Below are 13560 nucleotides of genomic sequence, written 5' to 3'. Positions count from 1 at the left end.
CTTTAAGGTACACCCATTTTGCGGACGCCGCAACCTCAGGCGCAGCACGGACCCGCTGCGGCCGGCAAGCCTCCCCGACAGACAACAGCCTCCAACCAGGAAAGAAAGACTAAGTTTGATTCAAACTACTAAACCGATGATCACGTACGTGGAATTATGGAAGGCCAAACAAGCCTGGCTCGACCTGTCGCAGGAAGAACGCGGCAACTACATGAATGCCCTCGGCCCCGCCATCCAGCAATTACTGGAAAACGGCGTCCAGATCGTAAGCTGGGGCCGCAACGAAGCAGCCACCTTTAACCGGGCCGGCTACGATTACTTCGCCGTCTGGACCTTCCCGAACAGCGAGGCCGCACAAGGCTTTGAAAAGATGGTGGAAGGCGCCGGCTGGTACAACTACTTCGACCAGGTGAATGTGATGGGCACGGCCGGTAGTCCGCAGGACGTCATCGGCCAGATGATCCAGCTGTAACCGAAGCCGCGCATTAATGGATGAACCGGTTAACGGATCAACCGGTTGACCGGGTAATAATCGACGCCGCGGTACAGCACGAAGCAACCTGCCAGCAGGCGCTCCATTCGTGTCGGGCGGTGGCCGTCGGCGTCGAGCAGTTCCACGCGCAGCACCCACATGCCGGGCGTATGCGCCAGCAACAGCAGGGTAACGAGCCGCAGGGCGAGGTGCATGAAGATGACCAGCAGCGTATGCCCCGCTACGAGGTAGCGCAGCAGCCCGGGCAAGCTCCCGGGCCAGCTCCACCAGTTGATCGCCAGCAGCAGCGCCAGGGCGAGTGCGAAGTCGATCAGCGTGGCCAGCAGGCGCTTGTAGGAAGGCGCCGGCGCGCTTTCGGGACCATCGAGGTCGGCCAGGATGTCGCAGGGCTCGTCACGCATGCTTCTTCCAGCTCCAGGCGATGTAATCGGTATTCGACACCGTGGGGGCGCCCACCTGGCGCAACATGGTCACCAGCTGGCCGCGGTGGTAGGTAGCGTGGTTGAACAGGTGCTGCAGCACGTGGCCCGTTACCGACTTGTGCTGCACGCGCTTGCTATCGAGGTAGATGAATTCGTGCTGCAGCACGTGCTCGCCGGCCTTTTGCACAAACTCGAGCCACTGCGCGTCGATCTTTTTGAGCGCGAGCGCCAGGGCATCGCCGTCGCCGCCGAAGCTGTCGCTGGGACGTACGACCTTTTCCTGCAGCTGCACGCGCTGCCACCAGATGCTGGCGGCGTCGAGCAGGTGCAACAGGGTTCTTCGAAGGGAAGGGAAAGAGCTGACCAACTCGCGCTCCTGCTGTTCGGCCGGCAGCGCGCAGATGGCGCCCAGCAGGGCCTCGTTGGCCCAGGCGTTGTATTGTGCATAGGAAAGCAGCAGCTCCTTCATGGTTGTTTCGTTCTACTTTTGGGTCCGCTAATTAACGACAATTTCTATGGACATCAACATACGCCGCGCCACCCGTGAAGACTGCCCCCGCATCCTGGAGCTCGTCAAAGAGCTCGCCCTCTATGAGCGCGCCCCCGAAGAAGTGACCGTAACGGAAGCCCATTTCACCGAGAGCGGCTTCGGCGCAAACCCCGTGTGGTGGGCCTTCGTAGCCGAGGTGGACGGAACCGTGGAAGGCTTCGCGCTCTGGTACATCCGCTTCAGCACCTGGAAGGGACAGCGCCTGTACCTCGAAGATTTCTATGTGCGGGAAGAAATGCGGCGCTATGGTCTCGGCCGCGCCCTCTTCGAAAACCTCATCGACGAGGCGGCCCGCCAGGGCCTTGCGGGCATCGTGTGGCAGGTGCTGCAGTGGAACGAGCCCGCCATCAACTTCTACAAGAAATACAACGCCACCTTCGACGGGGAATGGTTCAACTGCGCTATTGACGTGAGGCGTGAAGCGTGAGCCGTGAGGCGTGAGGCGTGAAGCGTGAGCCGTGAAGCGTGAGCCGTGAAGCGTGAAGCGTGAGCCGTGAATGAAGAAAATAAAAGGCCGCCCAAAAGGGCGGCCTTGTCGCTTGTGTGTGTGTTGGTGTGTGTATGGGTGTTGAAAACAGGATGGGTGCAACCGCTCACGCCTCACGGCTCACGGTTCACGTTCTTATTGCTTTACAAAACGGGTTTGTCCGATCACGGTGCCGTCGGCGCCGATCACCTGCACCGAGTACACGCCGCGGGCGAGCGCCTGCACACCGATGGTGGTGCTGCTGCGCAGCAGGCCCTGCTGCAGTACGGGGCGGCCGTTCATGTCGATCACGCGGAGCTGGGCGCGGCCTTCGAGGCCCTGTGCCGACACGTTGAGCGTCTGGGCGACGGGGTTCGGGAACACATCGAGCTTCACCTTACCGCTGATGGCGGGGTCGGCCTGGCGCGTGGCCGTGCCGAGCGCTACTTTCAGCGTGTAGCAGGTCGTGGCGTTGTTGGCGCCGCTGTAGCCGAACACGTAGGCATAGTAGGTGCCCGCAGCGGCCGTGTAGGAGATCGACTCGCTCGTGGTGCTTCCGTTCTGCGATACGGCCAGCTGGGTGCCGGCGCTGTTGTAGAGGCGCAGGTCGTAGTCGGCGGGGAGCGTGCCCAGCGTAAGGGTGATGCTGCCGCCGGTGGTGATCACGAACTTGTAGTAGTCCACATCCGTAGAACTACCGATCGTTCCTTTCACATCGGTGTTGAAGGGAATCTGCGCAGCGCCGCTGGTGGTGCCGTTGGTGCTGTTGTCGTACGTGCCGGGGCAGGTGGGCGCCGTTACTACCGTAGCGCCGATGTTGAGGCTGTAGCAGGTAGCGCTCATGGCGCCGTTGTAGCCGAATACCTTAACATAGTAGGTGCCCGCTGCGCTGTTCGACGTAGTGATCGACTCGCTGGTGGTGCCGCCGTTCTGGGAAATGGCGAGCTGGGTGCCGGCGCTGTTATACAGCACGAGGTCGTAGTCGCCGGCGAGGCCGCTGAGGGAAATGTTGAAATTAGAGGCAGAAGCCAGCGTCACCTTGAACCAGTCCTGGTCGGTAGTGGTGGTGATGGCAGCCGAGAGGGCCGTATTCGTGGCCACGGCAGCGGCAGCCGCCAGGCTTTCATTGGGCTCATAGGCCGTTCCGCAGCCCGTACCGCCGGAGGTCGTGGTGAACTGTGCGCTCGTATAAGCACTGTTGGAGGCCGAGCAGTTCGTGCGCACGCGGTAGTCGTACGAGGTGCCTGCCGTCAGCCCGCTGAGGGAGGCGGAGGTGGTTGTTTGCGCGGTGGAAATGGCGATCCAGGTACCGCTGCTGGTGGCCTTGTAGTCTACGGCATACGAAGCGGCACCGCTCACGGCGCCCCAGCTGATCGTGGCGCTGGTAGTGGTGATGGAAGATGCCGTCAGGCCTGCGGGCGCGGCGCAGGTGCCACCCGAGGGTGCCTGGCAACCGAGCGAGGAAGCCAGCGACGCGCGGGCGCCGCCGGTTTGCAGCACGCCGTACATGCGGGTCTTCTGGCCGTTGCTGAACATCATCATGCAGGCATCGTCCACGTAGTCCATGTAGTTCATATACATCACGCCGTTGCCGCCGGAGCAGGCATCGGTGTGCGGGAAGGTGGGGCAGCCGTAGTTCTCGGCGCCCTGCAGCGGCGTGTCGCCCACAAGGTCGTCGGCGGCACAGGCCGCCTCATCGCCCCAGATGTGGCGCAGGTTGAGCCAGTGGCCCACTTCGTGGGTGGCGGTGCGGCCCTTGTTGAAGGGCGCCGACACGGCACCCGTGGTACCGAAGTAGTTGTAGCCGATCACCACGCCGTCGGTGGCGGCAGCGCCGCCGGGGAATTGCGCGTAACCGAGGATGCCGCCCTGGCCGCCCGAGGTGATCGACGGAACGACCCACAGGTTGAGGTAACTGTTGCGGTCCCAGGCGTTGTCACCGCCGGTGCTGTTCGACTTGGCGTCGTCGGTGTCGGCGCTGAAGGAGGTCTTGGTGGTTTGCTTGCGGAGGATGCCGGTGCTGGCGTTGCCGGCGGGGTCGCGTTGTGCCATACAGAAGGACACGCGGCAATCGGCTACAAGGCTCTTGAAGGCTGCGGGCACGAGGCCGGTATCGGCGTTATTGAGCTGGTAGTCTTTGTTGAGCACATCGATCTGGCTCAGGATCTGCGCGTCGGAGATGTTTTGTGCCGAGGTGTTCCAGAGCACGTGCACCACAACGGGGATGTTGTACACCGGTGTTCCGCGCAGGGTGCTGTTGGCCTGCGGTCGTGCCGCGGCTTCCTGCGTAAACTGCTCGATGGCCTGCTGGTTGCGGGCCATCTCGGGGTTACGGGCCATCTGTTGCTGGAAGTGCTGGAAGGAGCCGCAACGGCGCTGCTGTTGCGCTCCGGCGGCGAGGCCGAGGGCCAGCGCGCCGAGAACGAGTAAACGTTTCTTCATTGTGTGTGTGTAAGTGTGTGTTCGAAAAAGGGTTGGATGTCCAATATATTTTGTTTTTGTTAACAAAACGAACAAATCGTAGATCTACGTCAAAAAATAGGTAAAAGTCCTCAAAGCAGCCCGGGGCGCGGCTTTCGGCGCCCGACAATGCGTACGGGATACACAAAAGCCCTCGGGCGAGGGCAAAGAAAAAGCCGGATGCGAGGCATCCGGCTTTTTCGAAAGGTGAAAACAGATTCGATTAGTCAACCGAGTTCTTCACGCTGCTGAATACAGCAACAACCAGGATGATCGACAGCAGCACAGCGGCGCCGAGACCGATCCAGGACCACTTGATACGGTTGCTCTTGCCTTCGTCGCTGAAAGCAACGTAAGCGATCAGCACGCCGATCAGGCCGAGGAAGAAACCGAGTGCGAAACCGCCGATGCTGAAGCCTTCGCCTTCCGTGCGCTTGGCCAGCTTACCTTTCAGCGTACCGTCGGTAGCGATGTTCTTACGCAGTTGCTTCTGTGCTTTCTTGAAGCCCATGCGATCGAACATGCCGAGGTGACGGCCGGACATCTGCTCGTACTCCTTGATGCTGATCGTGGACAGGGCTTTCAGGGAGATCGCCTTACCGGTAGAACCAACGGGGATCATAATGTTGTTGGCGTTCTTCGGAACATCCGTGGGCGTAACCGAAGCGAAGGACGAAACCATCGCCAGCAGGGCGACGAAAAGGAACATAATCTTTCTCATAAAGCGTTAGAGGTTTAGGCATCTAAAATAGAGAAAAAATCGAAAAGCAAACAGATTCTTAAAATTTTATTGGTAGCCGTCGGTCTGCATGCTCTTATCGATTTTAGCCACCAGTCCCTGCAGCACTTTACCCGGACCGCACTCCGTAAAGCGGGATGCGCCGTCGCGGATCATGGCCTGCACGCACTGCGTCCACTTCACCGCGCCGGTGAGCTGGTCGATCAGGTTTTGCTTGATCTCGTCTTTATTGATGATGCCGCGCGCCGCCACGTTCTGGTACACAGGACACGAAGGCGTGTTGAAATAGGTCGATTCGATGGCGCTTTTCAGCTCCTCGCGGGCGGGTGCCATCAGCGGCGAATGGAAAGCGCCGCCTACGGGCAGCACGAGGGCGCGCTTGGCGCCGGCGGCCTTGAGGCGCTCACACGCGATCTCCACACCTTTCACGGTACCGGAGATCACAAGCTGCCCGGGGCAGTTGTAGTTGGCGGGTACCACCACTTCGCCGCTCTCCTGCTGCACCTCGGCGCAGATGGTCTCTACCTGCTCGTCGGCCAGGCCGAGTACGGCAGCCATGGTGGAGGGTGTTTGCTCGCAGGCGGCCTGCATAGCCTGTGCGCGCAGGCTTACAAGGCGAAGGCCGTCCTCAAAGCTGAGGGTGCCGTTGGCCACTAGCGCCGAAAACTCACCGAGCGAGTGACCGGCCACCATGTCGGGGCGGGCCCCTTCGATGCCGCGGTAGGCGATGACCGAGTGCAGGAAGATGGCAGGCTGCGTGATCTTCGTCTGCTTCAGGTCTTCCTCGCTACCGTTGAAGAGCACGTCGGAAATGCGGAAGCCCAGTTGCTCGTTGGCCTGCTCGAACAATTTCTTGGCAAACGCGCTGTTGTCGTAATGAGCCTTGCCCATACCGGGAAACTGCGCACCTTGGCCGGGAAAAACGAAAGCATGTTTCATGAAACAGGTTTATTGGTCTATTGGTTGATTCGTTTATTGGTAACTGGTTACCTACTGGCGCTTACATCGGGCGTCTAAAAATGCGACAGCTTCAAGAGGGCAAATGTAGGCTGTTTGGGCTTATGTCTTCTTGTCCGCGGAACGCTTCAGCTTCTTAATGTAGCCATTCAGCTTCCTGTGTATGATTTTAAGGTCGGCAATCAGCTCCTCGTATTTTTCGGTATCGATCAACTGCCGGCACTTCGCTTTCAGCAGCCAGCTTCTGCACTCCATCAACGAACCGCGGGCATAAAAGCAAAACACGACCTGTTGTTTGAAAAAATAGCGGCCATACCCTTCCGCAATGTTTGACCCGATGGAGTCAGCCGCTTCGGTCAGCTGACTCCCGATGCGCCATTTGGGGAACGACTCCCATTGTTCTACGATCGCCCATACTTTCTCTCCGAATTGCTGTGCCAGCACATACACTTCCAGTTCTTCCAGACAATACATCTTTTGAGCGAACGTATCGCCTGCCAACGAAAATTCCATGAGGAAACCCTCATGGAATTCTGTGTTTTTCCCTGAACGTATCGAACAGGAAATCGCCTGCTCAGTTACCAATAAACCAATAGACTACTAGACCAATTACGACAGGCTGGAGCCGATCAGCTTCAGGAATTCGTTGCGGGTAACATGGTTGTCGAGGAACTCGCCGTAGAAGGCCGAGGTGGTGGTGACGGAGTTTTGCTTTTGCACGCCGCGCATCATCATGCAGAGGTGCTTGGCTTCGATCACGACGGCTACGCCGAGCGGGTTGAGGCTTTCGCGCAGCGCGTCGAGCACCTGCGTGGTGAGGCGCTCCTGCACCTGCAGGCGTCGGGCGAAAACGTCCACCACGCGTGCCAGCTTGCTGAGACCGGTGATGTAGCCGTTGGGAATGTAGGCGATGTGTGCCTTTCCGTAAAAGGGGTGCAGGTGGTGTTCGCACATCGAGTAGAGCTCGATGTCCTTGACGATCACCATCTCGCTCACGTCTTCGCGGAAGCGCGCAGAGTTGAGAATGGCCACGGCGTCGAGGGTGTAACCCTGCGTGTTGAACTGCATTGCCTTGGCGGCGCGCTCGGGTGTTTTCACCAGTCCTTCGCGCCCGGTATCCTCGCCCGCCAGCTCAATGATGCGTCGGTAGGCGTCCATCATGCCCTCGGTTACGTCCTGGTCGTAATATTCTTTCTTGTGATATGCCATGTTTCGGGGTCGCTAATGCTTGGTTGCTGTAAACGGAATCTGAAATCCGGAATCTGAAATTACTCCGCCGGGTATTCCACGTAGTTGCGCGGCGTTTCATACAGGCGCAGCTTCAGGTCCAGCTGGTTGTCGATATAGGGGCGCAGCAGCCGGTAGATGACGATGGCGATGTTCTCGGCCGTCGGGTTCAGCTCGCGGAATTCTTTCGTGTCGAGGTTGAGGTTCTTGTGATCGAAGCGCTCCACCACCTGCTCCTGCACGAGCTCGGAAAGCACCTTCATGTCCATCACGAAGCCGGTGCGCGGGTCCACGTCGCCGGTGACCTTGATCTCGAGCTCGTAGTTGTGGCCGTGGTAATGCGGCAGGCTGCACTTGCCGAAGACCTTCGTGTTGAGGTCGTCGCTCCACTCCCGGTTGAACAGGCGGTGGGCGGCGTTGAAGTGCTCGCGGCGGTATACGGAAACTCTTTCTCCCATGAATAAACCTTAAACGTATAAATGTAGCGAATGGTTCGCCGGCTTCGTTAAACGTCGCCGAAATACTCTACGAAGATGCGCGGCGTTTCGTACAGCTTCACGCAATGCAGCTGCACGCCGTCGGGGAGCTGCGGCTGGATCTGGTTCCAGATGCCGATGGCCAGGTTCTCGGTCGAGCAGAACTTTCCTTCCAAAAAATCCACGTCGAGGTTCAGGTTGCGGTGGTCCACCTTTTCGATCACGTGCACCTTCAGCAGCTCGCTCAACTTCTTCACATCCATCACGAAACCGGTGTCGGTACTCGGCTTGCCCTTTACCGTCACATACAGCTCATAGTTGTGGCCGTGCCAGTTGGTGTTGGCGCATTTGCCGAATACCGCGTCGTTCTGCTCGGCGGTCCAGCTGGGGTTATATAACTTGTGCGCCGCATTAAAATGCTCTACACGCGTAAGAAATACCATCGGTCGGAAAATTTCCGCAAAGATAACCGGGAGTTGACAGTTTCCGGTTTCCGGTTACCTGGTTAAGGAACCCCGGCCGCCGGGACCGCCAGAAACCAAAACCGGAAAGGCGAAACAGGCCGGCTCCTACTTTTGCGCCATGCCCGACCTCCTGCTCTGCTCCGCCACCGCTTTCGAGATCCAGCCTTTGCGGGACCGCCTCGGTGTGTATGGCGGCCGCGTGGAAGTGCTGATCACGGGCGTGGGCCTGCTCGAGACCGCCTTCGCCCTGGCAACGCGCTTGTCGGAAGGCGCCCCCCCACTGCTGCTGCAGGCCGGGATTGCCGGCTGCCTCGATGAGGCCTGCCCCCTCGCTTCGGTCGTGGCCATCGGCTCCGACGGCATCGGCGACCTCGGCGTGCGCGAGGGCGGCCGCTTCCAAAGCACCTTCGATCTCGGCTTTGGTGATCCCGATGCGGCACCCTGGCAGGGCGGACGGCTGCCGAACGACACGGAGCTGCCCGCGCTGAGCGGACTCCCGGTGGTGAATGCCGTCAGCGTCAGCACGATCTCCACCAATGCCGACACGATCGATCACTACCGCAGCGCCTGGGGCGCCGTGGCCGAGTCGATGGAAGGCGCCGCCTTTCACTTTGCGGCACGGAAATGGAGCCGTCCCTTCCTGCAGGTGCGGGCTTTTTCCAATTATATCGGTGAGCGCGACAAAAGCCGCTGGCAGCTCCGCGAAAGCATCGCCGCACTCGACCGCCAACTCGAAACACTGATCCCTCAACTCCTTTCACTATGACACTGACCCTCGGATTCTCGCCCTGCCCCAACGATACGTTTATTTTCGACGCCCTCGTCAATGGCGGCAATGCGGGCAGCGACCTGCAATTCGAGACCGTGCTTGAAGACGTGCAAACGCTCAACGAGTGGGCGGCGCAGGACAAGCTCGACGTGACGAAACTGAGCTTCCCGGCCCTGTTCCAGAACAGCGACCGCTACCGCCTCCTCAACGTGGGCGCGGCCCTCGGCAAGGGCGTGGGCCCGCTGCTCATCGCCCGCCGCCTGGTAGACCTTCCCAGCCCCGAGCATTGCACGGTGGCCATCCCCGGCGAGAACACTACGGCAAACTTCCTGCTGCACCATGCTTTTCCCACCATAAAGCAACGCGTGCCGATGTTGTTTTCGGAGATCGAAGACGCCGTGCTCAACGGGCAGGTGGACATGGGCGTGATTATCCACGAGAACCGTTTTACCTATCACCAGAAAGGATTATTGAAAGTAGCCGACCTCGGCGAAGTGTGGGAACACCACACCAACGCCGCCATCCCGCTCGGCTGTATCGCCATCAAGCGGTCGCTCGGCGAGGACGTGGCAAAACGGGTTGAGACGGCCATCCGTGAAAGCCTTATTCATTCCTTCGAACACTACCCTGCGCTCAGCGACTACGTCAAGCAGCACGCGCAGGCGATGGAAGAGTCCGTGATGCGCCAGCACATCGAGCTGTATGTAAACAACTACACGATGGAGTTCGGCGAAGAAGGCCGCCAGGCCATCGACACCTTCGCCCGTATTTATACGGAGCAACTCGGCCAGCCGGCGCCGCGCCTATGGGAATAATTCGGGTTGCGCCCGGCCCAGCGCCTGCTGGTACGCTTTGATACAGCGGGCCGTAGCCAGCTTGTGCTCCACGATCGGCGCGGGGTAATCAGGCGTTCCGTATTCCGGCACCCAGCGTTTGACATAAACTTCCTGCGGGTCGAAGCGCTTTGCCTGCAGCTCGGGGTTGAATACCCGGAAGTAGGGCGCCGCGTCGCAGCCGCAGCCCGCCACCCATTGCCAGTTGCCGTTGTTGGAAGCCAGCTCGAAGTCGAGCAGCTGTTGCGCGAACCAGGCCTCGCCGAGCCGCCAGTCGATGAGCAGGTGCTTGCAGAGAAAGGAGGCCGCCACCATGCGTACACGGTTGTGCATAAAACCGGTGGCCGCCAGCTCGCGCATGCCGGCATCCACCAGCGGGTAGCCCGTGCGCCCCGCGCACCAGCGACTGAAGCCTTCTTCGTCGTCGCGCCAGCGGATGCGGTCGTATTCGGGCTTGAAAGCCCGCCCCGGGTTCGGGTAGTGCCAGAGCAGCTGCATAAAGAACTCGCGCCAGCACAACTCCTTTAAAAACGTTTCGCTGTGGGTTACCGCATCGCGGGCAAGCTGCCGGACGGAGATCGTACCGAAGCGCAGGTGCGGGCCGAGGCGCGAGGTGCCGGCTACGGCGGGGCGGTCGCGTGTATCATGGTAGGCAGCCAGCAAGCCGGCGCCGGGCCAGGCGACCTGCAGTAAGGTCGGTGCCCCGGTAAAGCCGAGAGTGTCCAGCGTCGGCAACGGGATTTCGGGCGACCGGTAGAAATACGGGAGCGCCTCTTCGGAAGGGAAATACGGGAGGTCGTCGGCGCGCAGGCGCGCCCGCCACTTCTTATAATAAGGTGTATAAACGAGGTACGGCTTCCCGTCGTCCTTGACCACTTCGTCGCGCTCGTACAGCACGCCGTCTTTGAATGCATGAAAGGCAATGCCTTTTTCAGCCAGGAACCCGGCTACGGCGGCATCACGGCTGCGGGCGTAGGGCTCATAGTCGGTGTTGGTATACACCGCTTCCACCGGGTAGCGGGCCGTCAGCTCCGCAAAAGCGGCGATGGGCTCGGCATGCCGCACGTCGAGCGTGCTGCCGGCCGCTGTCAGCTGCTGCTGCAGGGCGCTGAGCGCTGCGTGGATAAGGGGCATACGCCGGTCGTCGGGTTCCAGCTGCCGCAGGATGAGTGGGTCGAAAATAAAAACGGGGAGTACGGGACGGCCGGCGCGCAGCGCTTCGTAAAGCCCGCGGTTGTCGTGCAGGCGCAGGTCGCGGCGAAACCAGAAGAGGGTTATCGGGGTGGTCACTCCGAAGCAACAGCCGGCGCCGCAAATGGTTCACCGAGGCGCTCATAAAGGGGGCGGGCGCGGGTGTTGCCGTAGGTGCGGCTGCGAAACCGGGCGGCCCAGCGGATCCCCTTCAGCGCATTGGTGAGAAAGAGCTCGTCGGCGGCGAGGAGGTCTTCCATCGTCAGCGCTTCTTCGCGCACGGGGCGGCCTTCGGCAGCCAGCGTGTCGATCAGGTGGCGGCGCAGCACACCGTCGATGGCGCCTTCGGACAGCGGCGGCGTTACGATGTCGTTGCCCCGTACGACGAACACGCTGCTACGGGCGCCGTCGCACACGCGCCCCCAGGCGTTGAGCAGCAGGCATTCGTCCATGCTCGTATCGGCGGCGCGGCGTGCCGCCAGCAGGTAGGGCAGGTAGCAGCTGCGCTTCAGCGACGAAAAGGCATCGGCGGCGATGCGGGCATCGGGAAAGACCTCCACCTGCCAGCCGCGTTCGTTGAGGCCGGCGTCGGCGGCATCGAGCGCGGTCGCTTCGGCCACGAAGCCAAGGCCGCTACCATCGCGGTACACCTCAAGCCGCAGGCGGGCGGCGGCGCTGCAGTCGTTGCGGCGGGCGAGCTCTTCCAGCAGGTTTTCCAGCACGGGCTGCTGCAGCGCGGCCGCGTTGAGGCCCAGTCGCTCCAGCCCGTCCTGCAGGCGCGCCCAGTGGCGGGCGGCGAGCGGGATGGTCCCGTTGTGCATCCGCATCGTTTCAAAAAGGCCTTCGCCCCACCTGAAGGCGGGGTTGGCGGCGTCGAGCACCGGTGTGGCGGCATCGAGAAAGCGACCGTTGTGGCAAATAAGCGGCATGCTGCAAAATAAGAACGGATGTTCATCCGCCGTGCAGCGCTGCGACCACCGTTCGTGCCTTGCCTGGGCAACAGGAATTCACTCCTCCTCCGTTTATTGATCGCACTAGGTGCCCCGGCACCCGTCCAGGGCGCAGCGGGTGCGGCCGCAAGCTGTCGCGACGTTTGGCGCTCCGTCGCTGACCGGAGCGGCCCGTTCCTATCTTAGCCCGCAACAATAAACGTATGGGCACCTGGGGCTATAACTATTTCGAGAACGACGCGGCATTCGACTACATGGACGACATCGAGGAAACCGATGACCCGGTGGATATGATCGAAGACATCTTCGACGAAGCGACCGGCAGCGAATCCCTCGACGCCGACACCGGCAGCGCCGCCATCGTGGCAGCGGCCTACGTGGACCGCCAGCTGAACGGCACCCGCTACTCGGAAGCCGGCGACGAGGAGCTCCTTCCGATCGACAGCTTCTTCGACCGTAACCCCGATGTGGACCTCGCCCCCTACCGCGCCCCTGCCGTGGCCGCCTTACGTAACGTGCTCGGCGAAGCGTCGGAGCTGCGCGCCGAATGGTCGGAGAAGGAACGCGACTTCGCCGCCTGGCAGGCAACCATTGAAGCCCTCATCGGGCGGCTCGACAACGCACAGTCGCCACTGCGCTCCGTATAAATACGGGAGGCGGCGGCAGCTTCAGCACCCCGCTCCTGCCCGCCGCCGCGGCACCTGCCGCGCCCGGAGCAGTTGCCGCTCCGCCGATGCTTTCTACCAGCCCGGCTGTTTCCCGACCCGAAAGCGGGATATATTTCGTATAATCGCAATCCTCCGCTGTGCGCGGGCGCCCGGAAGGACCTGAAATCCCTACATTTGCCCGCAAGCCTCGGACGATTCAAACTATAAAAAGCCAAACCCCCACCATGACGGTCAACGACCAGCAGATCCGGGTGGCCATTGCCGACGACCACAAGATTTTCCGCGACGGGATCAAGATGGCCCTCTCCGGGCGCAACTACCTCAAGATCCTGTGGGAAGCCGAAGACGGCAAGGACCTCCTGCACAAGATGAAGATCAAGCAGCCCGACGTGCTGCTGATGGACATCCGGATGCCCGAGATGGACGGCGCCAACGCCATCTCCCTGCTCCGCAAGGAGTACGAAGAGGTCAAGATCATCGTCCTCACGATGTACGACGACCAGGAAATGATCACCAAGATGATGGAGATGGGCGCCAATGCCTACCTCACCAAGACCACCGACCCCGACGAGATCTACGAGGCCATCCTCACGGTGATGAACGACGAGTTCTACTTCAACGACCTCGTGAACAAAGCCGTGCTGCTGAAGCTGCAGTACAAGAAAAAGGTCAAGCAATACTATCCCAACACGGTGCAGTTTACGGAGAAGGAACTGAAGATCCTCAAGTGCATCGCCGAAGACAAGACCACCGAGGAGATCTCCAAGGAAGTATTCCTGAGCCCCCGCACCATTGAAACGATCCGCCAGAAGATGAAGGACAAGGTAGGCGCCAAGACCATCGCCGGCCTGGTGATGTACGCCATGCGCAACCGCCTTCTCGAATAACCCCCCGC

The 13560-nt window shown here is 60.7% G+C and carries 17 protein-coding genes; 6 read left to right on the top strand and 11 right to left on the bottom strand.

What is annotated here, in order from left to right:
• Positions 1-136: 136 nt before the first annotated feature.
• A complete protein-coding gene (locus E0486_RS15315) occupies positions 137-472 on the top strand; it encodes a DUF6616 family protein (protein ID WP_131853348.1) in 336 nt (111 codons plus the stop codon).
• Between the two features lie 29 nt (positions 473-501).
• On the opposite strand, the gene E0486_RS15310 is transcribed toward E0486_RS15315, so the two are convergent.
• Positions 502-894 carry an RDD family protein gene (locus tag E0486_RS15310; RefSeq protein ID WP_131853346.1) on the bottom strand — a complete coding sequence of 131 codons (393 nt, stop codon included), beginning with the start codon at positions 892-894 and terminating at the stop codon, positions 502-504.
• Positions 887-1384 (bottom strand): DinB family protein, encoded by a 498-nt coding sequence (locus E0486_RS15305; protein WP_131853344.1) that lies wholly within the window; start codon positions 1382-1384, stop codon positions 887-889. The genes E0486_RS15310 and E0486_RS15305 overlap by 8 nt, the downstream gene beginning before the upstream one ends.
• Positions 1385-1430: 46 nt before the next feature.
• Between E0486_RS15305 and E0486_RS15300 the strand changes: the two genes are divergently transcribed.
• The gene (locus E0486_RS15300; RefSeq protein WP_131853342.1) at positions 1431-1892 is read left to right on the top strand and encodes a GNAT family N-acetyltransferase; all 462 of its coding nucleotides are present in this window, start codon (positions 1431-1433) and stop codon (positions 1890-1892) included.
• Positions 1893-2087: 195 nt separating this feature from the next.
• On the opposite strand, the gene E0486_RS19250 is transcribed toward E0486_RS15300, so the two are convergent.
• The 7 genes from E0486_RS19250 to E0486_RS15265 form a co-directional block, all read right to left on the bottom strand.
• Positions 2088-4373, bottom strand: coding sequence for a pre-peptidase C-terminal domain-containing protein (locus E0486_RS19250; RefSeq protein WP_131853340.1), 2286 nt, complete (start codon positions 4371-4373; stop codon positions 2088-2090).
• Positions 4374-4614: 241 nt separating this feature from the next.
• Positions 4615-5112, bottom strand: a complete 498-nt coding sequence (locus E0486_RS15290) for a hypothetical protein (protein ID WP_131853338.1) — start codon at positions 5110-5112, stop codon at positions 4615-4617.
• A gap of 66 nt (positions 5113-5178) precedes the next feature.
• Positions 5179-6069, bottom strand: coding sequence for an ACP S-malonyltransferase (fabD, locus tag E0486_RS15285; protein WP_131853336.1), 891 nt, complete (start codon positions 6067-6069; stop codon positions 5179-5181).
• Positions 6070-6189: 120 nt separating this feature from the next.
• Positions 6190-6600: a four helix bundle protein gene (locus tag E0486_RS15280; RefSeq protein ID WP_131853334.1), complete on the bottom strand. Its 411-nt coding sequence runs from the start codon at positions 6598-6600 to the stop codon at positions 6190-6192.
• 96 nt (positions 6601-6696) lie between these two features.
• On the bottom strand, positions 6697-7296 hold the full coding sequence (folE, locus tag E0486_RS15275) for a GTP cyclohydrolase I FolE (protein WP_131853332.1): 600 nt from the start codon (positions 7294-7296) through the stop codon (positions 6697-6699).
• A 59-nt stretch (positions 7297-7355) separates the two neighbouring features.
• Positions 7356-7772, bottom strand: a complete 417-nt coding sequence (locus tag E0486_RS15270) for a 6-pyruvoyl trahydropterin synthase family protein (protein WP_131853330.1) — start codon at positions 7770-7772, stop codon at positions 7356-7358.
• 47 nt (positions 7773-7819) lie between these two features.
• Positions 7820-8233, bottom strand: coding sequence for a 6-pyruvoyl trahydropterin synthase family protein (locus tag E0486_RS15265; protein ID WP_131853328.1), 414 nt, complete (start codon positions 8231-8233; stop codon positions 7820-7822).
• A gap of 139 nt (positions 8234-8372) precedes the next feature.
• Here E0486_RS15265 and mqnB point away from each other — a divergent pair, with 139 nt between their 5' ends.
• Both mqnB and E0486_RS15255 read left to right on the top strand, forming a co-directional pair.
• Complete coding sequence (mqnB, locus tag E0486_RS15260; protein WP_131853326.1) at positions 8373-9020, top strand: futalosine hydrolase; 648 nt, start codon at positions 8373-8375, stop codon at positions 9018-9020.
• Positions 9017-9838 (top strand): 1,4-dihydroxy-6-naphtoate synthase, encoded by an 822-nt coding sequence (locus tag E0486_RS15255; protein ID WP_131853324.1) that lies wholly within the window; start codon positions 9017-9019, stop codon positions 9836-9838. The genes mqnB and E0486_RS15255 overlap by 4 nt, the downstream gene beginning before the upstream one ends.
• Here E0486_RS15255 and E0486_RS15250 read toward each other — a convergent pair.
• Both E0486_RS15250 and E0486_RS15245 read right to left on the bottom strand, forming a co-directional pair.
• On the bottom strand, positions 9827-11146 hold the full coding sequence (locus E0486_RS15250; RefSeq protein WP_131853322.1) for a cryptochrome/photolyase family protein: 1320 nt from the start codon (positions 11144-11146) through the stop codon (positions 9827-9829). The two genes, E0486_RS15255 and E0486_RS15250, sit on opposite strands and share 12 nt — an antisense overlap.
• Positions 11143-11976, bottom strand: coding sequence for an aminotransferase class IV (locus E0486_RS15245; RefSeq protein ID WP_131853321.1), 834 nt, complete (start codon positions 11974-11976; stop codon positions 11143-11145). The genes E0486_RS15250 and E0486_RS15245 overlap by 4 nt, the downstream gene beginning before the upstream one ends.
• Positions 11977-12200: 224 nt before the next feature.
• Here E0486_RS15245 and E0486_RS15240 point away from each other — a divergent pair, with 224 nt between their 5' ends.
• Both E0486_RS15240 and E0486_RS15235 read left to right on the top strand, forming a co-directional pair.
• Positions 12201-12644, top strand: coding sequence for a DUF4259 domain-containing protein (locus E0486_RS15240; protein ID WP_131853319.1), 444 nt, complete (start codon positions 12201-12203; stop codon positions 12642-12644).
• A 245-nt stretch (positions 12645-12889) separates the two neighbouring features.
• Complete coding sequence (locus E0486_RS15235; protein WP_131853317.1) at positions 12890-13552, top strand: response regulator transcription factor; 663 nt, start codon at positions 12890-12892, stop codon at positions 13550-13552.
• The last annotated feature ends 8 nt before the right edge of the window (positions 13553-13560 follow it).

Source organism: Flaviaesturariibacter aridisoli (assembly GCF_004343705.1).
Lineage (GTDB): Bacteria > Bacteroidota > Bacteroidia > Chitinophagales > Chitinophagaceae > Flavisolibacter > Flavisolibacter aridisoli.
Note: the sequence above shows the minus strand (reverse complement) of the source record. Positions and strands in the feature narration are given on the sequence as shown.

What these genes read in the sequence shown, in the direction of transcription:
- E0486_RS15315 (WP_131853348.1), top strand. Translation starts at nt 137, where the DNA reads ATGATCACGTACGTGGAATTATGGAAGGCCAAACAAGCCTGGCTCGAC.
- E0486_RS15280 (WP_131853334.1), bottom strand. Translation starts at nt 6,600, where the DNA reads ATGGAATTTTCGTTGGCAGGCGATACGTTCGCTCAAAAGATGTATTGT.
- E0486_RS15300 (WP_131853342.1), top strand. Translation starts at nt 1,431, where the DNA reads ATGGACATCAACATACGCCGCGCCACCCGTGAAGACTGCCCCCGCATC.
- E0486_RS19250 (WP_131853340.1), bottom strand. Translation starts at nt 4,373, where the DNA reads ATGAAGAAACGTTTACTCGTTCTCGGCGCGCTGGCCCTCGGCCTCGCC.
- E0486_RS15240 (WP_131853319.1), top strand. Translation starts at nt 12,201, where the DNA reads ATGGGCACCTGGGGCTATAACTATTTCGAGAACGACGCGGCATTCGAC.
- E0486_RS15290 (WP_131853338.1), bottom strand. Translation starts at nt 5,112, where the DNA reads ATGAGAAAGATTATGTTCCTTTTCGTCGCCCTGCTGGCGATGGTTTCG.
- mqnB (WP_131853326.1), top strand. Translation starts at nt 8,373, where the DNA reads ATGCCCGACCTCCTGCTCTGCTCCGCCACCGCTTTCGAGATCCAGCCT.
- folE (WP_131853332.1), bottom strand. Translation starts at nt 7,296, where the DNA reads ATGGCATATCACAAGAAAGAATATTACGACCAGGACGTAACCGAGGGC.
- E0486_RS15305 (WP_131853344.1), bottom strand. Translation starts at nt 1,384, where the DNA reads ATGAAGGAGCTGCTGCTTTCCTATGCACAATACAACGCCTGGGCCAAC.
- fabD (WP_131853336.1), bottom strand. Translation starts at nt 6,069, where the DNA reads ATGAAACATGCTTTCGTTTTTCCCGGCCAAGGTGCGCAGTTTCCCGGT.
- E0486_RS15245 (WP_131853321.1), bottom strand. Translation starts at nt 11,976, where the DNA reads ATGCCGCTTATTTGCCACAACGGTCGCTTTCTCGATGCCGCCACACCG.
- E0486_RS15310 (WP_131853346.1), bottom strand. Translation starts at nt 894, where the DNA reads ATGCGTGACGAGCCCTGCGACATCCTGGCCGACCTCGATGGTCCCGAA.
- E0486_RS15235 (WP_131853317.1), top strand. Translation starts at nt 12,890, where the DNA reads ATGACGGTCAACGACCAGCAGATCCGGGTGGCCATTGCCGACGACCAC.
- E0486_RS15270 (WP_131853330.1), bottom strand. Translation starts at nt 7,772, where the DNA reads ATGGGAGAAAGAGTTTCCGTATACCGCCGCGAGCACTTCAACGCCGCC.
- E0486_RS15265 (WP_131853328.1), bottom strand. Translation starts at nt 8,233, where the DNA reads ATGGTATTTCTTACGCGTGTAGAGCATTTTAATGCGGCGCACAAGTTA.
- E0486_RS15255 (WP_131853324.1), top strand. Translation starts at nt 9,017, where the DNA reads ATGACACTGACCCTCGGATTCTCGCCCTGCCCCAACGATACGTTTATT.